The following is a 21567-nucleotide window of genomic DNA, read 5'->3' as shown; positions in this document are numbered from 1 at the left end:
AGACGCCGGATCATCTGTCTTGCCGGGGTTCACGGCGCTGGACGAACAACCTCGCCTGGCCATGACATCCAACTGGTGTGGTCGGGGGAAACGCTTTCGTTCCAGGTCTTTCGGTGCTGCTCGCGGCCTCAGCGAGGCGGACCGCCCGGATCAGCAGCCTGATCCGGGCAGCTGGTTCGCGAGCCCGCCCGTGGTGCTTCGACCAATGCCCAGAGGCCGGGGTGACGGCGCAGCGGAAGGCTCCATCGGTGGCGGGCGGAGAGCAAGCTCACTGACTGGTGGAACGCACGGGAGTTTTCAGGGCCGGCCGCTCGGCTCCTGGTCCGTCGGCGGGAGCGGTGCGAAGAGAAGGTCGTGTTCGTCGCGTCGTGCCGGTGTCCACGACTTGTCGATCTCGACGAAGTCGCCGGTGTTGCGGCGCCGCATCCAGTCGAACACGCAGTCGCGGCGCCAGATCCGCCACCCACCGTCCTCACGGTGCTCGAAGGTGTCGACGTAACGGCTCATCACTTCGGTGAAGACGGGTTCGTCTCCGGTACCGGCGAACGCATCGCCGCTCGAGGGGTCGACCACCTGCATGCTCAAGCAGTAGCTCTCGACTCTCGCGAACCTGTGATCCGCGGTGAAACGAACTGACACGTTGGACAGGTGGTGGACCGACGAGAGGACGTGGTCATGGCGTTTTCGCAGCCAGGCGATCAGGCCGTCGACGTCACCGACGTAAGCACCATGGGAATCGATCGCTCCGGGGTGGTAGCAGTCCCGGATTTGATCCCAGGATCGACGGTCGACGCCCTGGCAGTAAGTCAGCAGCACCCCGCTGATGGCTCGCTCGGCGAGCAATTCCTTCAGCTCGATCTCGGTGTCGTTCACGGCGAAACCACCACTTCCACCTCTGCCTCGGACTCGGGCGAGACAACGGGTTCGAGGCCGACCGACGCGCGGTTCAAGTTGATCGTCCGCAACAGCCCGTCCTCGAGGCTGAACTTGCTCTGGTAGCCGATCTCGGCGGTGGCACGAGATCCGTCGTAGCGGCGCTCCCACGCGAGCGAAGAGCCGGGCGGTAGCGGTGCGTCCTCCATGACCGTCGACAGCGGCGCGTCGGGGAACAAGGAGTGAACGAAATCGAAGGCATCGGAGACCCTGCGGAAATCACCGCGGATGATGTAGTTGCGGGATCCGCGGTCAACTCGTGACAGTGCCTTCAGGAAGGCGTCCGAGACATCCTCCAGGTACAGGAAGTCCATGTAGCGCGCGCCGAAGGGCACCACGACCTCCACGCCGCTCCCGACCGCTGGTTCGTAGAGCAGTCCGGTCATCCACGAGCTTCCTGCGCCACGCCCAGACTTGATGTGCTCACCGAATCCGTATCCCCGTGTCAGGCGCAAACCGGTGATGCTCAAGCCGTGGTTCTCGGCGTATCGCCACGCCATCTGCTCACCCATGACCTTGGTCGCCCCGTAGATGAAGGGCGGGTCGTACGGGGCGTCATCGGTGACCACCCCGGAAGCGTCGGCGGATCCGTCGCCGAAGACATCCACGCTGCTGGCCCACACGACCTTTTTCAGGTTCAACCTCGATGCGGCTTCAAGCACGTTCGCCATCCCGACGACGTTGACGCGTGCTGCCAGGGGCGGGTTCGCTTCAACACCGGCGGATAGCAGCGAGGCCAGGTGAACGACCTTCGTGACTTCGTAGCGCTCCATCACGTCGACAAGAGCGTCCAGGTCGGCAACGTCTCCCACGACGATCTCGGTCTTGTCGCGGAGTCCGCCGCCGACCAGCTGATCGACGAACTGGAGGTCTGGCGGGAAGAGGTCGGCCGGGTCGCCTGTGCCTCCGAAGAAGCCGTACAGGACGACTCGCTCGCCCGCGTCCAGGAGATCGCGCACGACGTAGCCGCCGACGTGGCCAATTCCCGTCACCATCACTGTCATCCGGGCTTCCCCTCGATTTTAGACGTTCAGATATACGATTATCCGTTCAATATTGGAAATGATGCTACGGGCGGCGGTTGGTGGCGTCAAGGAATGCGATCGCGGTCCGGGCGGCAGAGGTAGCTGCTCGCGGAGCTCGGCGGGGAGTGGGCCGGCGCGAGCCCGCGAGATCGAGTGAAGGGCCGTGCCTGTGTGAACGGAATTGGAAACCGTTGGGAGACAAGACTCATGATCCGCGGTTCCGGAGGTAGTCCATTCACGGGGGTGCTCGCGGGGACTCCCTCAGTAACGGCTGACGTTCATGGACGTGGCGGAATGCCTCATGAGGAGTGCGGTGAACGAAGAACACGCCCCCTGGCGCACTGTGGCGACCCGGGGGCGTGCGGCCAGGCAGGAGCCGACTAGTGGTGTCAGGCGACAGGTTCCGGCATTCGCAGCTGCGCGTTCGACCTAGAACGTTCCTTGCGGCGAAGGAAGATCAGCGGTACGAAGTAGAGGCTGGCGACCACGGTTCCGACGAGTACCGGCCCGGTCGCGCCGAGCGCGGAGTCCAGCGCGAAGCCGGCGATCCACGACCCGACGGCGGTGCCGAAGTTGAACGACGACGTGCTCAACGCGGAGGCGAGGGTCGGCGCCCGATCCGCGTAGCGGACGGCCAGCCCGATCAGCACGGGGTTCGTGGACATCCCGAACATGCCCAGCAGTGCGATGAGCACCAACGTGATCGCGGTGTGGTGGGAGAACAGGCACAAACAGGCGAGGACGAGGAACGTCATCGTCGCGGAGACGAACAGCACCGCGTACGGACGCTGCGCACCGAGGTGACCGCCCAGGTTGGACCCGATGAACGCTCCGATTCCGTAGATGGCCAGGACGAACGGGACGGAACCAGCTGTCAGGCCGGTGGTGGTCAGCAGTGGTGAGATGAAGCTGTAGGCCGCCAGGGACGAACCGCACACGATGGCGCAACCGGCGAGGACGAGCCAGATGCGCCCATCGCGGAGACTCGCGAGCTCGGCCCGCACCGACGGTGCCGGACCGTCCTCGGCCTCCTCGGTAATGAGCCGGTGGACGATGACCGCGCCGAGCAGGGCCACCACCGCGAGGGCCCAGAACGGTCCGCGCCACCCGATGGCCTGGCCGGCGAAGGCACCGAGCGGTACTCCGATGACGTTGGCGAGCATGCCGCCGCCGAGCACGATGCCCAGTGCACGGGAACTGGAGTCAGGACCGGCGGCCTTGGCGCCGACCACGGCGGCGACCGCCCAGAAAGCGCCGGTGGCCAGCGCCGTGACGAAGCGAGCGCCGAGCACGAGCGCGAAGTCCGAAGTGGTCGCGACGACGACGTGGCCGAGCGCGAACATCAGCAGGGAGAGGCTGAGCGTGAGCCTGCGGGGCATTTTGAGGGTCGCGATGGCCATCGTGGGGGTGCCCACGATCATGCCGATGGCGAAGACGGTGATCGACAGGCCCGCGGTCGCGACAGTGACGCCCAGGTCGGTGGCGATTTCGGGCAGGATTCCCGCGACGACGAACTCTGTGGTGCCCATCAGGAAAGTGCCTGCGGCCAGCACGTAGGTCACGAGCGGTAGTCGGGTCGGGTGTGTGGTCGGAGTGGTGTCACTGGCCATTGAGTCGTGATGTCGCTTTCTTCGAGGTGTCTTCGTGCACCACGTCGATGGGGCGCCGACGTTTCCGAACTCAATGGGACCAAGTGCGGCCGACCCGGGGGAGTCACGCTTGGTGGAGGTACTGGGAGTAACCCGCTGATTCTCCGTTGCCGAGGCGGAGTCGCACCGGTTGGTGGGGCGGGAAGTTCAGTCAGGGGGCGTGGGTGTCCTCGCTGCGATCAACGGCAGCGTGATCTTCGCGGTCGAGCGTGGCTGCCCAGCTCGCGAGGAGGTTGAGGGCGTCTTCGGAGGCCGTGCCCGGCTCGGGGCTGTATGCGATGAGCTTCAGACCTGGGTTGGCGGCGAGTTCCATGGCCTCGAAAGCGAGGTGGATGGCACCGATGACTGGGTGGTGGAAGTGCTTGAGCCCGCTCTGGTGGAGGCGCACGTCGTGCGCAGCCCACCGGGAGCGGAACTCCTCGCTGCGCGTGCACAGCTCGCCGATGAGGTCCGTCAGAGCCTTGTCGTAGGGGTCGCGGCCGACGGCGGTGCGCAGCTGGGCGACGGTGGTGTTCGCGGCCCCGTCCCAGTCCGGGTAGAAGTCGTGCGATCGCGGGTTGAAGAAGGCGAAGCGCGCGAAGTTGGCCGGTCGTGCCGGTTCTTCGAACACCTCCGAGTACAGGGCGTATCCGAGCCGGTTGAAGGCGACGATGTCCAGGCAACCGTTCTGGACGAACGCCGGGGTGCTGGCCATGCCCTCGAGGATGCGCTGCACCGTGGGCGTGACGCGGGGATGCGGCTTGCGCCGCGGGCGGGCACCCGCGTTGGCGATCCGGGCGAGGTCGAACAGGTGTGTGCGTTCGGCTTCGTCGAGCTGGAGCGCCCGGGAGATCGAGTCGAGCACGCTCTCGGACACACCGCGCAGATTGCCGCGTTCGAGACGTGCGTAGTACTCGGTGCTCACCCCGGCGAGCATGGCGACTTCTTCGCGGCGCAAGCCCGGGACGCGGCGCTTGCCACCGTAGGTCGTCATGCCCGCCTGCTCCGGGGTGATCCGGGCACGACGGCTGGACAGGAACTCACGAACGTCAGCCTTGCTGTGCACGGCCACCACCGTACGACCGTTCTGCCTGTTGTGGGGTGGTCTGCCAGTACACGGACAACGCATGACTCCCACGTGCGCGGTTGGTCCGGTTGTCTTGCTGTTGTCCGTTGCGGTCGCCAGTCCCGGGACGGGCTTGATCAGCGTCAACGTCCGTCTGCGAGGTCCCGGGACGAGCAGCCGCTGATGAGCAGTGCGCAGTCAACCTCTGAATCGATGAGCGATTCCCGAGTCCCGTCCCGGATGGTGCCGGGCGTGTGGTTCTTCGGGCGATTAGGAGCATCAAGGAATGAAGACCAACCTCGACGCCGACGGAAGTGCGAGCACCTCCACCCGGTTCAACCGTGGCCGCTTGCTGAAGGTGGCCGGAGCTGGCGCCGCCGTGTTGGGTGTGCTTGCCTCCACGGGCTGCTCGCCGTCCGGGCAGGCCGCGGGACAAGCGCCGACCGTCGCGCGGGCGGCGGCGAACCTTCCTGCCGGGGACATGTCGAACGGTGCGGACAACTTCTACACCAGCGACCAGGTGACCGTTCAGAAGGTCACCTTCAAGAACCAGTACCGGATGGACGTCACCGGGAACCTGTTCATCCCCAAGAACCTGGATCGCAACGCGAAGAACCCGGCGATGGTGGTCGGGCACCCGATGGGCGCGGTCAAAGAGCAGAGCGCGAACCTCTACGCCGCAAAGATGGCCGAGCAGGGTTTCGTCACCTTGTCCCTGGACCTGTCGTTCTGGGGTGAGAGTGCCGGGGAGCCGCGCAACGCGGTGTCGCCGGACATCTACGCGGAGGACTTCAGCGCTGCGGTTGACTACCTGCGGACCGAGGACTACGTCGACCGGGAGCGGATCGGCGCGCTGGGCATCTGCGGTAGCGGCAGTTTCGTGATCAGCGCGGCCAAGATCGATCCCCGCATCAAGGCCGTAGCCACGGTCAGCATGTACGACATGGGTGGCGCGAACCGCAACGGGCTGGGGCACTCGGTCACCCCGGAACAGCGGCAGGAAACCCTGCGGCAGGCCGCGGAGCAGCGCGACGTGGAGTTCCGGGGAGGACCGACCGAGTACACCTCGGGCACTCCGGAGCAGTTGAACGCTCAGTCGACGCCGGTCGAGCGCGAGTTTTTCGACTTCTACCGGACCTCCCGCGGCTTCAGCCCGGACACCACGACGCACCCGACGCTGACCAGCAACAGCAAGTTCATGAACTTCTACCCCTTCGAGGACATCGAGACGATCTCTCCCCGTCCGATGCTGTTCGTGACCGGTGAGAACGCGCACTCGCGGGAGTTCAGCGAAGAGGCATTCCGGCTCGCGGGTGACCGCAAGGAGTTGGTGGTCGTCCCTGGCGCGGGACACGTCGACCTCTACGACCGCGTCAACCTGATCCCGTTCGACAAGCTGACCTCGTTCTTCCAGGACAACCTGAGGTGATGTAGCAGCCGGCGAACCCGCGGAGCGCGGCGTGGGGGGTGTGTGGGGCCCGGTTGACGGGCCTAACGTGGCTGGTCACGGGGCCCTCTACTTGTTGTTGCGGACTCGGCTCCAGCCGGCCGGTTCTCCCGCCTGAATACGATCTGTTGACGAAGTCTCATAATGCAGGATATCGTCAACGCCACCTTGGGAGCGACGTCCGTCACAGCTGCGCATCGGCGCATCGCCGAGTCGGCGGTTGCTTCGCAGATCGAGACGATCCATCCGCGAGAAGGAGCGGTTCCCCATACCCCGTTGTGTTCGCGCTGTCGCACACCGAACACCAAGTCGAAGGTAGTAAGCCGCATGAACGAACAATGTTGCTCGAACCCATGCGAAACCCGTACTCCTAGCCTGCCCGCGCGCGCTCGTATCGCGGGCGCGATTGCGGAACCGGCCTCGTTCGCCCTCCGCGCCCCGGCCCACGAGAGTTCGGGCCGCGACCTCGGCCCGGCACGGTCGGGAGGTGTGCGCAGGTGAACACTTACGTCAACGCGGCCCAGCGGCTAGACAGTCTCCCGCTCGGCAAGTTTCACGGGCGCATGATGTTGCTGATCGGGCTGGGCATGTTCGTCGATTCGTTCGACAACAAGATCTCGTCCGCGGTGCTGGCATCAATGCTGCCCACCGGCTTCTCCACGCTCGAGCTGAACTCCCTGTTCCTGTCGGGCACGTTCGCCGGTCTGGCGATCGGAGCGGCTCTGGCCGGCTGGCTCAGCGACCGGTTCGGGCGCTCCTTCGCCTTCCAGTTCAACCTGGCGCTGGTCGGGCTCCTCTCGTTCCTCGCGGCGATGGCACCGACGATGGAGGTGCTCATCGGTCTGCGCTTCATCATGAGCATCGGCATGGGAGCCGAGTACGTCATCTGCTACGGCCTGATCACCGAGTTCATCCCTCGTGGTCGTCGCGGCCGCTACCTGGGCATTCTCGGCATCTTCGGCGGCCTCGGCGTCTCGCTGTCCTCGCTCATCGGCTGGATCGTCATTCCCGCGCTGACCTGGCGTGGAATGTTCGTCATCGGGGGGCTGGGTGCGCTGATCGTCTGGTGGCTGCGCCGCGGTATGCCGGAGTCGCCGTCCTGGCTGGAGTCGCGCGGCCGCTACGAGGAAGCCGAAGCCGTCCTGCAGCGGATCGAACGGGAGTCCGGTGCCACTCCCCAGGAGGGCGAGGCCGCTCCGGCCGCGCACCGGTCGGCCGATGGCACAACGGACGAGAAGGCGGAGTGGGTGCCGATCACGGTCCTGTTCTCCCGCACCGTCATTCGACGGACGTTGATGGCCCTGCTGTTGACCGTGATCGCCCTGTTCGGTTCCTACACCGTCACCGGCTGGATGCCCACGTTCTTCGTGGAGCAGGGCATGACGGTGTCGAAGTCCCTGGGATTCAACGCAGCCATCATGTCCGGCTACGTCGCGGGACCGCTGCTGTGCATGTTCATCGCCGACCGCCTGGGGCGGCGTAACAGCATCATGCTGTTCGGGACGCTCGCGGCGATCTTCGGCGCGATCTACCCGTTCATGACCGAGCCTGCGCTGGTGATCGTCGTCGGCTTCGTCCTCGTGGCCATGGCCGCGTCATTCCTGACCCTGGCGCACGGAACGGCTCTGGAGTTCTTCCCCATTGCCTACCGGTTCCGCGGCGGTGGGCTTGCTCAGACCGTCGGTCGCGTCGGCCTGATCTTCTCCCCGTTCATCATCCTCTGGTTGTTCTCCAGCTACGGGATCGGCGGAGTGATCTTGAGCCTGTCGGGCATGTATCTCGCGATCACGCTGATCTACGCCGTCGCCCGCATGAACACGGTCGGCGAGGTCGTGGAGCAGATCCCCTCGGACCGTGACACCGATGTGCGTGAGGAGTCTGGAGCCATGCATGGTTCGCAGCGAGAGCCGGATCAGTCTTCCGGTTCCTCGCGCTCGGGCTGATCTCGCAGGGTTGGCCGGCCGGCTCGCAGTGGCCGGCCAACCGTCGGTCGCCAGCTGGCCGGACGGGCGCACAAGCTCAGCCAGCTCGTTCGGTGGGTGGCGCAGATCCACTGGAGCTGCCACGGCGGAGGGCAGCGCGAGCTGTGAGAACTCTGCCTTCTGAGCAGGCCGGTGGTGGGGCGCATGGTCCCCACACCCCTCCACTGGCCATCCCACGTCGGGTGCGGCGGGCTCGTTCCACCTCCTGAACAATTGAGGAGCATTACCATGAAAGCTGTCTACTTCCTGGGCGAAGGCGAGCTCGAAGTCCGCGAGCTTCCCGACCCGGCCCCCGGCCCCGACGAGGTCGTGCTGCGCATGAAGGCCTCCGGGATGTGCGGCAGCGACATCAACCACCTGCGCGGCCCCAAGCGCACCGGATCCGAGCTGGTGATCGAGGGGCACGAGCCGTGCGGTGTCGTCGAGCTCGTCGGTGAAGCCGTGCGGCCCAGCGAGGCGAAGGTCGGGGACCGGGTCATGGTCCACCACTACGACGGCTGTCGCACCTGCCAGTACTGCCGATCGGGCTGGACGCAGTTCTGCCCGACGGGACGCACCGTCTACGGCGGGCTGGACGGCGACGGTGGGCACGCGGACTTCATGAAGGTGCCCGCGCACGCGCTCATCAGGCTGCCGGACTCGCTGTCGTTCAAGACCGGCGCGGCGATCTCGTGCGGGACTGGTACCGCCTTCGGGGCGATCAAGCGGGTCGTTCTGTCGGCCGACGAGACCGTTGCCGTCTTCGGGCAGGGGCCGGTGGGCCTGAGCGTGACCATGCTGGCCAAGGCCTTCGGTGCCCGGGTCATCGCCGTGGACGTGGAGCCCTCGCGGCTGGAGATGGCCGCGAAGTTCGGCGCCGACCACGTCATCAACGCCGCCGAGCGGGACCCCGTGGTCGCCGTTCGCGAGCTGACGCGAAACCGCGAAGGCGCGGACAAGTCCATCGAGTGCAGCGCCAACACGGCCGTGCGCACCCAGGCGGTCCAGGCGCTGCGACGATGGGGAACTGCCTGCATGGTGGGCGTTTTCGGCAAGATCGAGCTGGACAGCGAGGAAGTCATCCAGCTGCAGAAGACCGTCGTCGGCTCGCTGACCTTCAGCAAGAACCTGCAGGAGGAGTGCGCCTTGTTCGTGGCCGAGCGCGGCCTGGACGTGGAGTCGCTGTTCACCGACGAGTTCCGGCTGGACGAGGCCGAGAGGGCCTACGAGCTGTTCGAGCGGCGCGAGATCGGCAAGGGCGTTTTCATCTTCGACTGACACCGGCGTCGGAGATCAGGTGAGAGGGGAAGCAGTGACGACCACCCAGCAGAACTTCGCGCCGAGCGAGCAGGCCCAGCGCTTCTTGTCCCGCGACGAGCACCACCTCCTCATCGATGGTGAGCGGGTGCCTGCCGCGTCCGGGAGGACGTTGAGCACCACCAATCCGTCGACCGGTGAGGTCCTGGCGCGGCTGGCTGCTGGTGATCAGGCGGACGTCGATCGCGCGGTTCTGGCCGCGCGCAGGGCGTTCCACGGTCAGTGGGGCTGCTGGACGCCCTACGAGCGCCAGGCGTTGTTGACACGCATCGGCCAGGTCCTCGACGAACGGTTCGAGGAACTGATCGAGATCGAGGCCCTGGACATGGGCGCCCCGGTCTCGCGGTTGCGCAACACCAAGCCGGCGCTGCTGAAGATGGTGTCGTTCTTCGCTGCCCAGGCGGCAGGCATTGCGGGGGAGACGCTGATGAACGGCATCCCCGGCGAGGTCACCACGATGACGTTGAAGGCCCCGGTCGGGGTCGTCGGCGGGATCATCCCGTGGAACGGGCCGCTCAACGGCCAGTTCTGGATCATCGGTGCCGTTCTGGCCAGCGGGTGCACGGCTGTGCTCAAACCGTCCGAGGAAGCGTCCCTGTCGGTGCTGCGGGTGGCCGAGATCCTGCACGAGGCCGGGGTGCCCGCCGGGGTCATCAACGTCGTCACCGGGCTGGGCAAGGAAGCCGGGCACGCGCTGGCGGCCCACCCCGACGTCGATCGGATCGCGTTCACCGGATCGACGCAGACCGGCCGCATCATCATCGAAGCCTCCACTTCAAACATCAAGAAGCTGCAGCTGGAACTGGGCGGCAAGTCAGCCGACATCGTGTGCGCGGACGCGGACCTGGACAAGGCCGTTCCTGGAGCTGCGATGGGCGTGTTCGCCAACTCCGGCCAGATCTGCTTCGCGGGCACGCGCGTGCTGGTGCAGCGGCCAGTCGTCGAGGAGTTCACCGAGCGGCTGCTGGCGTTCATGGACACCTTGCGGGTCGGGCACAGCCTGGACGACGCCGCGACGCTGGGCCCGGTCGTCTCCCAGCCCCAGCTGGACAAGGTCTTGTCCTACATCGACGTCGGCCGTGATGACGGTGCCGAGCTGCTCTGCGGTGGACGTCGGCTCGAAGGTGAATTGGGCAACGGGTACTTCGTGCAGCCCAGCGTGTTCACCGGTGTCACCAACGAGATGCGCATCGCACGCGAGGAGATCTTCGGTCCTGTCCTGTCGATCTTGCCGTTCGACGACGTCGACGAGGCGATCGCCATCGCCAACGACAGCGAGTACGGGCTCGGTGGAGCGGTGTGGTCCCAGAACCTGTCCACCGCACTGCGAGTGGTTCACGGTGTCCACACCGGAACGATGTGGGTGAACTGCTACGGCTACATCGATCCGCTGGTCGGGTTCGGCGGGACGAAGATGAGCGGCTACGGCTCCAAGGGAAGCGCCGCGCACATGGACACCTACCTCTACACCAAGAGTGTCTACATCGAACTGTGAAGGACTGCTGATGACCACCAACGAGGCTGGTAACGAGGTCGCTTCCCGTCCGCCGGGCGAGTTGCAGGACCTGCGAGGAGATTCCCTGAGGCGGACCACGTTGGCCGCATCCATCGGATCGGGGATCGAGTACTTCGACCTCGTCGTCTACGGAGCGCTGGCCACGACGATCTCCACAGTGTTCTTCCCGAACACCGATTCCACGGCCAGCATGCTCAACACCTTCGCCGTCTTCGCAGTCGCCTTCGTCGCACGACCCCTGGGCGGGCTGTTCTGGGGTCCCCTCGGCGACCGCATCGGCCGGAAACGGACCCTGTCCGCGGTCATCCTCGTGATGGCCACCGCCACGGCCGCGATCGGCCTGATTCCGAGCTACGGCTCCATCGGCACCACCGGCCCCGTCCTACTGGTCTTGCTGCGGTTCATCCAAGGCATCTCGGTCGGCGGGGAGATGCCGGGAGCGGCGACGATGGTCGCCGAGTTCTCCCCGAACAACCGACGTGCGCTGCAGACCAGCTTCCTGCAGTGGGGTGTGATCATCGGGCAGGTCGGCGCGCTGCTGGCCGTCGCCGCACTCAGCGCCGTGCTCACGCCCGATCAGATCGTGCAGTGGGGCTGGCGTATCCCGTTCTTGATCGCGTTCCCGGTGGGCCTGATCGGTCTCTACATCCGGACGCGGATCGGTGAGACCCCGGAGTTCGACGAGGTCGCCCGCTCCGGTGCGAAGGTGGAGCACCCGCTGCGCGCGCTGCTGGGCTCACGTGCTGGGTGGAAGGGCATTGGGCGCACGGCGATGTTCAACCTGCCTGCCAGCGTCCCCGCGTACCTGCTGCTGACGTTCATGCCTACCTTCTTGAAGAGCGAAGCGGGGCTGTCCAGCGGTGAGGCGCTGATGTGCGTGACTGCGGCCGTGCTCGTAGCGATGCTGGCGCAGCCCGTTGCTGGCTACTTGTCGGACCGCTTCGGTCGGCGTCCGCTCCTGTTCGCGTTGTGCGTGCTGGAACTGGCCCTGGCGTATCCGGCGTTCTCCTTGTTGCTGCACGACAGCGTTGGCCTGGCCGTGTCGGGTCTGGTGGTGATCGGTTTCCTGCACGGTGTCGCCACGGGGTGCCAGGCTGCTCCGAACTTGGAGTCCTTCCCGACCCGGATCCGGTTCACTGGCTTCGCCGTCGCGTTCGGCCTCTCGACCGCGATTCTGGCCGGTCCGACGCCGTACGTGGCGACCTGGCTGATCGATGTCACGGGCAATCTGATGGCGCCAGCCTGGATGATTATGGCCTGCGCAGTGATCCCGTTCGTCGGCGCGTACTTCATCCGTGAGACAGCAAACCGCCCCCTCGCCATGTGATCGCTGGGAGCACGACGAAGGGGCCATTCGCAGCGCTGAAGTGGGCCTGGTTTTTACTCGGTATTTGAGTGTCGAGACCGTGAGGGTCTGAGTTCGGTAGTGCACTGGGCTCAGGCCCTCACGGTGTGTGGTCCCGGCCCCGGTATGTGTCAAGTTGGACACTCGAACAGAACCGACTGATTCGACGCCTTGCTCAACCAGCGCCGCTTCCCCATCAAAGTGACATAGGTCGTACAGCGGAGTGATCGCCGAATGCGACACCCTGACGGCTGGTCGCGACTGACCCTTATGGCTCCCCACCGACAACTTCATCGCAGGTGCACGCTGCTCCATAGGAAACGAACTGTCCTTACGTGAAAACTGCTCCCCGCAGGTCGGAACTGAGATTTCCAGTTCAACCCGCGGGGAGCAGTTCGCCGATGCGGCCCGCCCATAGCCGTGCGAGCGGAGCTACCAGTCGAGGACGAGGCGCTCGGTCATCGATTTCGAGACGCACGGTGCCATCAGCATGCCGGACTCCCGTTCCTTGGGGGACAGGAAGGAGTCGCGGTGGTCGGGCACGCCCTCCAGCACGGTCGACAGACAGGAGCTGCACGTGCCTTCGAAGCAGGCGGCGGGGATGGTCACGCCCGCTTCGGCGCAGGCGTCGATGATGGATTGGCCGGGCTGCACCGACACGTCGACGTCGGACCGCTGCAGGTGCACGGTGAATGCCTCGTGCGATCCCGCCGCCGCTTGCCGCGCACCGGGTTTCGGCGCGAACCACTCGGCGTGCAGGTTCCGCCCGGCCCGCTCGGCGGCTTCCTCAACGCCGAGGAGGAAGCCCTGCGAGCCGCACGCATAGATCGCCGACCGCTCGTCCGACGCAGCCACGAGCATGTCCAGCTCGGGGCGGCCGTGCTCGGAGGTGGGGTGGACCCGTACCTGCTCGTGGCCCTCCAACCGGTCGAGGTAGGCCAGCCGGTCGCGGGTCCGCCCCACGTAGTCCAGGCGCCAGGGCACCCCGCGCTGCTGGGCTTCTTCGATCATCGGCAGGATCGGGGTGATGCCGATGCCGCTGGCGAAGAAGTGGTAGCCCTCGGCGTCCTCCAGCGCGAACTTGTTGCGCGGCCAGCGGACCCGGACCTGGTCGCCGGCCTTGAGCGTGTGGATCATCGCCGAGCCGCCGCGGCCGTTCTCCTCGCGGAGCACGGCGATGCGCCAGCAGGTCCGGTCTGACGGTCCGTCGACCAGTGAGTACGACCTGATGATCTCACCGGGCAGCACCAGATCGATGTGCGCGCCCGCCGTCCACTCGGGCAGTTCCGCGTCTTCGTTGGCGCGCAGCTCGATCTCGCGGGTCGCCTCGGCCACGTCCCGCACCGCGGCGATGTTCATGACCAGTTCCCGGTACCCGGCCCGGATGACGCTCCCGGTCAGGTCGACCGAGCGTGGGACGAACCGCACGGGCAGCTTGGAGGGGCCGAGGTGGGTCCAGGTGCTGGCCTCGGGTTCACCGGTGAGCTCGAAGTCGTCTGTCATCGACAGCAGTTCCTCGGCCGCGATGCGCAGCTGCTCGCGGGCCAGGGAGGCGCCGACGCAGCGGTGCGGGCCGAAGCCGAACGCGATGTGCGGATTGGGCTTGCGGTCGAAGTCGACCTTGTCGGCGTGGTCGAACTTGCGCTCGTCGAGGTTCGCCGCAGACACCATCAGCCCGACCCGCGAACCCTGCGGGATCGTACGACCCTCGATCTCGACGTCGCGCGTGGTCTTGCGACCGACGAGACGGACGGGCGTCCACACCCGGAGCATTTCTTCGATCGCTTGCGGGATCAGCTTCGGCTCGTTGCGGAGCCGTTTCTGGTCCTCCGAGTTTTCGGCGACGTGCCGGATGATGCTGCCGAGCATGTTGGTCGTCGTGCCGTGCCCCGCTTGTAGGAACAGACGGATCGTGCCGGCGATGTCGTCGTCGGTGAGCCGCCGCCCGTCGACCTCCTCGTAGATCATCGCGCTGATGAGGTCGTTCGGGTCGTGCGGCGCCTTCTTGCGGGTTGCGAGGACCTGGTAGATGTAGTCGTAGATGTCGTCGTTGGCGGCTTTGTGCGTCTCGGTGTCACCGGCGGCACCCGCGTCGATGATCCGATTGATCGTGGTCTTGATGCGATCGGCGTCCTCGACGGAGATGCCGAGGAAGATGCACTGGACCTGGATCGGCATGTAGAAGGTGAACGACGCGACGGCGTCGACCTCCCCCAACGACACGCACCGCCCGATCAGGTCCCGCGCCGTCCGTCGGATCACCGGCTCGATGCGACGGATGTACTCGGGCGTGAAGAAGCGGTTGAGCAGGTCCCGGTAGGCCGTGTGGAACGGCGGGTCGACCTCGGCGGGCGCTCGAGGCGGGCGATCCGGGCTGGTGGCGTCGGGGATCGGGGTCTTCTGCGCGCTGGTGAAGGTGTGCCAGTCGAGGGCGGACTCGGTCACGTCCTTGAAGCGCGTCAGCGCGTAGAATCCGCCGAACCGGTCGCTCCACGCAACGGGACATTCATCGCGCAGCCGGGTGTAGACGTCGGTCGGGTCTGCGTGGTTCTTCGCGGCAAGCGGATCCCAATCTTCGTTCGGCTGGGAGACGGGACAACCAGAGGACATGGAACTCACCCTTCGATGCTGGTGTCCTGGTACTGGCCCGCGGCGCGGGCCCGCTGGGTGGCCAGCTCGATCACCAGGTCGAGGTTGGGGGTCGGGACCTGCGCAAGTTGCGCCAGGTCGAGCGGAACGCGGAGCATGGCATCGATCTCCATGGGCCGCCCTGCCAGCAGGTCCTGCGCGATGCTCTGGAGGTGGCCGGACTTCGACAGCTTGGCCAGGCCCTCGGAGGGATCACCCGGTTCGCAGCCCAGGGCCTTGGCGATAGCAGCACCTTCGGCTGCCATGGCCTTGGCCGTGCCGGCGGCGGCCGGTTTGTTGAGGACATTCTTCATGGGCGAGGCGGTGAGGACGGCCAGCGAACCGCCGATGAGGTTCATCATCAGCTTGGCCCAGATCGCGTCGCGGATCTCCGCGGTGACGCTGGTTTCCAGGCCGGTCGGAGTCAGCAGCGACGCCAGAGCGTCGAGTCTGCTGTCTGGTTGCCCGTCGGGGCGCCCGAGGATGAGTCGGTTGCGCGGGTTCTCGGCGCGGATGACCCCCGCCTCGAGCACGCTGCAGGCGGTGTAGGCCACCGCACCCACCGCGCGTTCCGGCCCGACGTGCTCCCACAGCGCACCATTGGGGTCGAGCCTTTCGAGACGGGTACCGTTCAGGTCGCCGCCGTGGGAGTGGAAGTACCACCAGGGGATGCCGTTCATGACGAACAGCGCCAGCCCGTCAGGTTTCAGCAGCGCACCGACGTGCTCGGCGATTGCTGGCAGTGCTGGAGCCTTGACCGCCACGATGATGATGTCCTGCGGATCCAGATCGGCCGGCCGATCGGTGGCCACCGGGTGTGAAATCAGCTCGCCGTCGCGGGTCTCCACCCGCAATCCCCGCTCCCGGACCGCGGCCAACTGCTGACCGCGCGCGATCAGCGAGACTTCGGCCTGACCTGCGGCGAGTCGTCCGGCGATGTGCCCGCCAACGGCTCCTGCGCCGTACACGCAGATGTTCACTTGCGCTCCCTGTGTCGTGGCATGTTGATCACGCGAACTGCCGACGCTTCTGGCCCGCAGCGGCGGTGAGGAACGAGATGTCATTGCCGGTCGAGACGTAGGCGGCACCGTGTTCCAGGTACTGGTGGATGAGGTCCGGCCGCCCACCCAGTCCGCCGATGCCCACTGTCTTGCCGTGCGTCCGACAGGCATTGATGACGCGGAGATATGCCTCGTGCACCAAGGGGTGGTCCATCTGCCCGGCGACGCCAAGCGCGCCGCTGAGGTCGTTGGCGCCCACCAGGAGGATGTCCACGCCGTCGACCGCCGCGATGGCCTCGGAAGCCTCGAGACCGGCCAACGACTCGATCTGCATCACCGCCATGGAGGCGTTGTCGAGCTCGCGTTTGGTCTGCTCGGGCGGGAAGGACCGGTAGTGCAGCTGCGGCGCCGCGCCCGCCAGGGAACGTTCGCCCAGCGGTGCGTGCTTGACCGCGTTCACCGCGATGCGCGCCTCGTCGGCGGACTGCACGGACGGCACGACGATCCCCATCGCGCCGGAGTCCATGACGCGGGCGATGAGGTGCGGGTCCAGGCCGGGCACGCGGACCAAGGGAGTGATGCCCAGGTGGTTGCAGGCCATGCAGATCTGGCCTGCGGCTTCCAGCGGGAAGCTGCTGTGCTCCATGTCGATGTAGACCGAGTCGAAACCCGCCGTGTGCGCGATGGCGGCGATGTCGACGGTGCGCACCAGCCGCACAGTCATCGAGTACACCGACTCGCCCCGCGCCAGCTTCTCCTTGACGGGATTGCGCAGAAGAGGGGTCGTTTCGTCGCTCATGATGTGAAGAACTCCTGTCCGACTCGGATGTCTCAGCCGAACAGAGTCGGCAATGTCTGCGCCTCGTCATCGAACCCATAGACGGATTTGACCTCGAGGTATTCTTCGAGCCCGAACCTGCCCATCGAGCGGCCGATGCCCGACTGCTTGTACCCGCCCATGGGCGTGTGGGAGTCCGTAGCCGCGCCGTTGAAGCTGACCCGCCCGGCACGCAAGCCGTTGACCACCCGACGGGCCCGCTCGCGGTCGCGGCCGAAGACGAAACCACCCAGCCCGTAGGGGGAATCGTTGGCGATGCGCAGGGCGTCATCCTCGTCCCGGTAGGGCAGGACCGCCAGCACCGGCCCGAAGATCTCCTCCTGCGCGATCCGCATCTCCGGTGTGACGCCGGTGAACACAGTGGGGCGCACGAAGTGGCCGCGTTCGAGACCGTCCGGGCGTTCGAGGCCACCCGTGACGAGGTTCGCGCCGTCGTCGAGGCCGCTTTGGATGTGCTCCCGGATCGACTTGAACTGCGCCGCGCTGACGACCGGGCCCATCGTCGTCGAGGGCTCCAGCGGGTCACCCAGGCAGTAGCGCTCGGCCTCGTCGACCAGGAACGGCACCACCTGCTCGACCTGGCTCTCGTGCACCAGCATCCGGCTCGGGGCGTGGCATGACTGCCCGGCGTTGAAGAAGCAACGCTGGACGTTCCAGCGAGCAGCCCGTTCGAGGTCTGCGTCGGGGAGCACGATGTTGGCCGACTTCCCACCCAGCTCCAGGCACACTCGCTTCACGGTTCCGGCCGCAGCGGCACCCACCTGCTTGCCCGCGCCAGTGGAGCCGGTGAAGGAGATCATGTCCACGTCCGGGTGGTGCGACAGCGCATCGCCCACGACCCGCCCAGTGCCGCTGACCAGGTTGAACACACCTGCCGGCACCCCTGCCTGGTGCAGCACTTCAGCCAGCAGCGCGCCGCTGGCGGCGGAGTTCAAACTGGGCTTGGCGACCACCGTGCACCCGGCGGCCAGGGCGTAGATCAGCTTGATGACACCGGTCTGCACCGGCCAGTTCCACGGTGAGATCAGCGCGCAGACGCCGATCGGCTCGCGGCGCACGATCGCCCCGCCCACGCGGGACTCGAAGGAGTAGTCGCGCAGCAGGTCGCGGGCCACCCGCATGTGCTCGGCCGGGCCGGTGACCTGCGCGCGGTTGGCGACGGGAATGCCGACCTCGCGCGCGATCAGCTCGGAGAACTCGTCGATGCGTGATTCGTAGACGTCGATGATCCGGTCGATCAGCGCGATTCGTTCGTCCAGCGACGTGGTGGAGAAGCTCTCGAACGCGCGCCGGGCCGCCGCGACCGCGCGATCCACTTCGGTGGCTCCGCCGAGAGCGACCAAGGCGAAGGGCTCCTCGCGGGTGGGGTCGACGAGCTCCACTTCGCGGGGCTCGGACGGTTCGGTCCAACGACCGTCGATGTAGAGGTGCGGGTAGTGCCTCATGGGCCAGGTCTCCTCAGACTGCGTGGCTCGTCCGGTGGGTCAACTGCTGTGGGTGTAGCCGCCGTCGCAAGCGATCGTCTGGCCGGTGATGAATGCCGACGCCGGCGTGGCCAGGAAGAACATGACGCCGACCAGGTCGGTGGGGACCATGTTCCGCGGGATGCACTGCTGCGAGGCCGCGCGCGCACGCGCTTCGGGGGACTGGTCGCGCTCGACCTCGGTGGTGACCATGCCCGGCCGCACGCAGTTGACGGTGATCCCGTGCCCGCCCAGCTCGCGCGCCAGGGCGTTGGTCATGCCGATCACAGCCGACTTCGAGGTGACGTAGTGCAGGTAGTTGCCGACGCCGCGAGTCACCGAGTCGGACGAGATGTTGATGATGCGACCGAAACCCGCAGCCCGCATGTGAGCGGCCACCGCCCGGACGCACAGGAAGCTACCGGTGATGTTGACCTTGAGTACCTTCTCCCACTGCTCCAGCGGGATCTCGTCGAACGGCCCCTTCTCGATGGTCGCGAAGATCGACGCGTTGTTGATCAGAACGTCGATCCGGCCCCACTGCTCGATGACGGTGTCGACCATCGCCGCCACCGACGACTCGTCGGCCACGTCGACCTCGACTGCGAGGCCGACGCCGCCGGCGTCGTGGATCTCCTTGGCAACGGCCTCCGCCTTGTCGATGGCGAGGTCGGCGACTACGGCGAAGGCCCCGGCCGCCGCGAATTGACGCGCCAGCTCGCGACCGATGCCCTGAGCGGCGCCGGTCACGAGAACCACCCGCTCCTCGACGCTGAAGTCCCGCGCCGACTCCGGAACTCCGGAGTCGTGCGGGGTGTGGGACAGGGGAGTCGTCGTCATGTTCGGTCCTCGCGGAGTCGAGCCAACTGGATTGTTGGTGGACAATATCCCGCAATGTAGGATATTGTCAATTTCGGCGGCCAGAGCTGAGCTGATGCACGACGACAAGCGAGCAGGCCTGACGCCGCATCCCAGCGGCCTTCACCGCGGGAGCACATCGATTTCGCTAGGGAGCTACTAATGCGCGTGGGCAAAGCATCCGACACCGACGTCGAACGCGTCGGAAGCATGCGTGAGGGCAAGCTCGACCAGAAGCATCTGCTGTTCGGCGAAGACGGCTCGCCGAACAACTACGACCTGAACATGGGCCTCACGGGCGGCGGCGGCTGGCGTACCCCGCGCCACCGGCACAACTTCGACCAGATCCGCTACGTCATCGCAGGCACGCTGCCCTACACCGAGACCGAGGTCCTGGAGCAGGGCTGGGTGGGCTACTTCCCCGAAAGCGTCCACTACGGTCCGCAGGAGCGCGCAGAAGGTCTGCGGACCATGGTCCTGCAGTGCGGCGGCGCCAGCGGAGCCGGCTACCTGAGCGTGGCCCAGCGCGAGGCGACTAACGCCGAGCTCGCCAAGACCGGTGAGTTCAAGAAGGGCCTCTACCACTACACCGACGAGAACGGTGTCACCCAGACCAAGGACGGCTCGGAGGCGATCTTCGAGCACGCCACCGGTGGAAAGTTGGAGTTCGCGACCCCGCGCTACACCGATGTCATCGCCATCAACCCGGCTGCCTATGACTGGTTCCCGCAGGGCGGAGACGGCGTCTGGGAGAAGTGGCTGGGCAGCTTCACCGAACGCGATCTGCGGATCGGGTTCGTGCGTCTGGACGCTGGCGCGGTGTACCAGGCCGGGCAGTTCCCCAGCATCGAGATCCTGTTCCAGATCAGTGGACAGGTCACTGCGGGCGGCGAGAAGTACGGTCCGGAGACCGGTTACGAGTTCCTGGCCAACGAGGGGCCGGTCCCGGTGGAAGCAGTCGAGCCGACGGAGTTCCTGCGCGCGGTGCTGCACAAGTTCTGAAATGGTGCTGCGCAACACGGGGTGCGGCCCCGTGTTGCGCTCACCGGGCCGCCCTTCGCGAAAGAGAAACTCACCCCATGGCCGATATCGCCGCCGGACCGACAACGCTCAGACAAGGCGACTCCGAGGCGTTGCTTCAGGTGCTCGCGGAGGCAGGGATTCCGGCGGACGCGTCGCCTCGGCGGCGTGCCGAGTACTCCTACGACGCCTCCAACTACCGCGTCGAACCGGTCGCGGTCGCGTTCCCGCGCACCGTGGACGATGTTCTTGGTGCGGTTGCGGTGTGCCAGGCGACCGTGACGCCGCTCATCGCTCGGGGTGGTGGGACGTCGATGGCGGGCAACGCGGTCGGCCCGGGGCTGGTCCTTGACTTCTCGCGGAACATGAACCGGGTTCGCGCCATCGACGAGGTGCGCGGGACGATTGACGTCGAGCCGGGGGTTGTGCTCTCGGACCTGTCTCGCGAGGTCGAGCGCGCCACCGGCGGCCGGTGCACGTTCGCGCCCGACCCGTCGTCGAAGAACCGCGCGACGGTGGGTGGGGCGATCGGCAACGATGCGTGCGGCAACCATTCCGTGCGCTATGGGCGCACTTCCGACCACGTGGCGGAGATCGACCTCGTCACGTCGGACGGCGCCAGACTGACCGCGACTGAGACAGGCATGCGGGCCACCGACTCCGTTGACTCGTTTTCCGCCGTTCGAGCGGACGAGCTCGTCGAGTCGTTGACCGAACTGGTGCAGGAGCACTTGAGGGCGTTGCGTCTGGAACTCGGTCGCATCCCTCGGCAGGTCTCCGGTTACCACCTCGAAAACCTGCTGCCGGAGCGGAAGTTCAACATCGCCCGCGCCGTGGTCGGCTCTGAGGGGACGTGGGCGGTGGTGGTGGGTGCGCGGATGAAGCTCGTGCCGAAACCGGCCAGCGCGCTGCTGGTGTGCCTGGGCTACCGGGACGTCGTCGACGCAGCCCGCGACGTCCCGACGATCCTGGAGTTCTCACCGGCCGCGGTCGAGGGAACCGACGAGGCGATCGTGGCCACGATGCGGCACCGGCGTGGCCCCGACTCGGTCCTGGGGTTGCCCGACGGGCAGGCGTGGCTGTTCGTCGACCTCGACGGCGACGACCCGGCGTCGGTGAGCGCCCAGGCCGACCGGCTGCTGGACCGGCTCGGCGAGAACGGCCGACTGGTCCAGGGCCGCAAAGCGGCGGATCCGGCCGAGCGCGCGTCGCTGTGGCGGGTCCGCGAGGACGGCGCGGGCCTGTCCTCGCGGCTGGCGTCGGGCGGTGAGTCGTGGCCGGGCTGGGAGGACGCGGCCGTCGCGCCCGAGCGGCTGGCCGACTACCTCGCCGATCTGCGCGAGCTGCTGGCCGCCCACGAGCTCACCGGTGTCATGTACGGGCACTTCGGGGCCGGGTGCATGCACATCCGCATCACCTACGACCTGCGCAGCGAACGCGGCCGCGCGGTGTTCCGCGAGTTCACCCGCCAGGCCGCGGAGCTGGTGGTGCGCCACGGCGGATCGCTGTCCGGCGAGCACG

Annotated in this window: 16 protein-coding genes; 7 read left to right on the top strand and 9 right to left on the bottom strand. The window is 66.7% G+C overall.

Annotation, left to right across the window (positions count from 1 at the left end):
• Positions 1-297 precede the first annotated feature (297 nt).
• The 4 genes from R4I43_RS31265 to R4I43_RS31250 form a co-directional block, all read right to left on the bottom strand.
• Complete coding sequence (locus R4I43_RS31265; RefSeq protein WP_324269313.1) at positions 298-873, bottom strand: nuclear transport factor 2 family protein; 576 nt, start codon at positions 871-873, stop codon at positions 298-300.
• Positions 870-1937 (bottom strand): NAD-dependent epimerase/dehydratase family protein, encoded by a 1068-nt coding sequence (locus R4I43_RS31260; RefSeq protein ID WP_324269312.1) that lies wholly within the window; start codon positions 1935-1937, stop codon positions 870-872. The genes R4I43_RS31265 and R4I43_RS31260 overlap by 4 nt, the downstream gene beginning before the upstream one ends.
• Before the next feature lie 410 nt (positions 1938-2347).
• A complete protein-coding gene (locus R4I43_RS31255; protein WP_324269311.1) occupies positions 2348-3520 on the bottom strand; it encodes an MFS transporter in 1173 nt (390 codons plus the stop codon).
• Positions 3521-3758: 238 nt separating this feature from the next.
• On the bottom strand, positions 3759-4661 hold the full coding sequence (locus R4I43_RS31250) for a helix-turn-helix domain-containing protein (RefSeq protein WP_407691349.1): 903 nt from the start codon (positions 4659-4661) through the stop codon (positions 3759-3761).
• Between the two features lie 277 nt (positions 4662-4938).
• On the opposite strand from R4I43_RS31250, the gene R4I43_RS31245 reads away from it, so the two are divergent.
• The 5 genes from R4I43_RS31245 (at position 4939) to R4I43_RS31225 (ending at position 12220) form a co-directional block, all read left to right on the top strand.
• A complete protein-coding gene (locus R4I43_RS31245) occupies positions 4939-6081 on the top strand; it encodes an alpha/beta hydrolase (protein ID WP_324269309.1) in 1143 nt (380 codons plus the stop codon).
• A gap of 515 nt (positions 6082-6596) precedes the next feature.
• Positions 6597-8042 carry an MFS transporter gene (locus R4I43_RS31240; protein WP_324269308.1) on the top strand — a complete coding sequence of 482 codons (1446 nt, stop codon included), beginning with the start codon at positions 6597-6599 and terminating at the stop codon, positions 8040-8042.
• Positions 8043-8309: 267 nt separating this feature from the next.
• Positions 8310-9338 (top strand): zinc-dependent alcohol dehydrogenase family protein, encoded by a 1029-nt coding sequence (locus R4I43_RS31235; protein WP_324269307.1) that lies wholly within the window; start codon positions 8310-8312, stop codon positions 9336-9338.
• A 34-nt stretch (positions 9339-9372) separates the two neighbouring features.
• Positions 9373-10872: an aldehyde dehydrogenase family protein gene (locus R4I43_RS31230; RefSeq protein WP_324269306.1), complete on the top strand. Its 1500-nt coding sequence runs from the start codon at positions 9373-9375 to the stop codon at positions 10870-10872.
• Between the two features lie 10 nt (positions 10873-10882).
• Positions 10883-12220 (top strand): MFS transporter, encoded by a 1338-nt coding sequence (locus tag R4I43_RS31225; RefSeq protein ID WP_324269305.1) that lies wholly within the window; start codon positions 10883-10885, stop codon positions 12218-12220.
• Between the two features lie 450 nt (positions 12221-12670).
• On the opposite strand, the gene R4I43_RS31220 is transcribed toward R4I43_RS31225, so the two are convergent.
• From R4I43_RS31220 to R4I43_RS31200, 5 genes are read right to left on the bottom strand one after another with little or no spacing between them, the layout of a single operon-like run.
• A complete protein-coding gene (locus R4I43_RS31220) occupies positions 12671-14848 on the bottom strand; it encodes a cytochrome P450 (protein WP_324269304.1) in 2178 nt (725 codons plus the stop codon).
• Between the two features lie 5 nt (positions 14849-14853).
• Positions 14854-15930, bottom strand: a complete 1077-nt coding sequence (locus R4I43_RS31215) for a ketopantoate reductase family protein (protein ID WP_324269360.1) — start codon at positions 15928-15930, stop codon at positions 14854-14856.
• The gene (locus R4I43_RS31210; protein ID WP_324269303.1) at positions 15875-16666 is read right to left on the bottom strand and encodes an HpcH/HpaI aldolase family protein; all 792 of its coding nucleotides are present in this window, start codon (positions 16664-16666) and stop codon (positions 15875-15877) included. The genes R4I43_RS31215 and R4I43_RS31210 overlap by 56 nt, the downstream gene beginning before the upstream one ends.
• A 32-nt stretch (positions 16667-16698) precedes the next feature.
• Positions 16699-18150, bottom strand: a complete 1452-nt coding sequence (locus tag R4I43_RS31205) for an aldehyde dehydrogenase family protein (protein ID WP_324269302.1) — start codon at positions 18148-18150, stop codon at positions 16699-16701.
• Positions 18151-18189: 39 nt separating this feature from the next.
• The gene (locus tag R4I43_RS31200) at positions 18190-19008 is read right to left on the bottom strand and encodes an SDR family NAD(P)-dependent oxidoreductase (protein WP_324269301.1); all 819 of its coding nucleotides are present in this window, start codon (positions 19006-19008) and stop codon (positions 18190-18192) included.
• Positions 19009-19194: 186 nt separating this feature from the next.
• Here R4I43_RS31200 and R4I43_RS31195 point away from each other — a divergent pair, with 186 nt between their 5' ends.
• Positions 19195-20028, top strand: a complete 834-nt coding sequence (locus tag R4I43_RS31195) for a hypothetical protein (protein ID WP_324269300.1) — start codon at positions 19195-19197, stop codon at positions 20026-20028.
• Positions 20029-20105: 77 nt separating this feature from the next.
• Positions 20106-21567, top strand: a 1462-nt coding sequence (locus tag R4I43_RS31190) for an FAD-binding oxidoreductase (protein ID WP_324269299.1), incomplete at its 3' end; no start/stop codon positions are given.

The organism is Saccharopolyspora mangrovi, assembly GCF_035320975.1.
GTDB classification, from domain to species: Bacteria; Actinomycetota; Actinomycetes; order Mycobacteriales; family Pseudonocardiaceae; genus Saccharopolyspora; species Saccharopolyspora mangrovi.
Note: the sequence above shows the minus strand (reverse complement) of the source record. Positions and strands in the feature narration are given on the sequence as shown.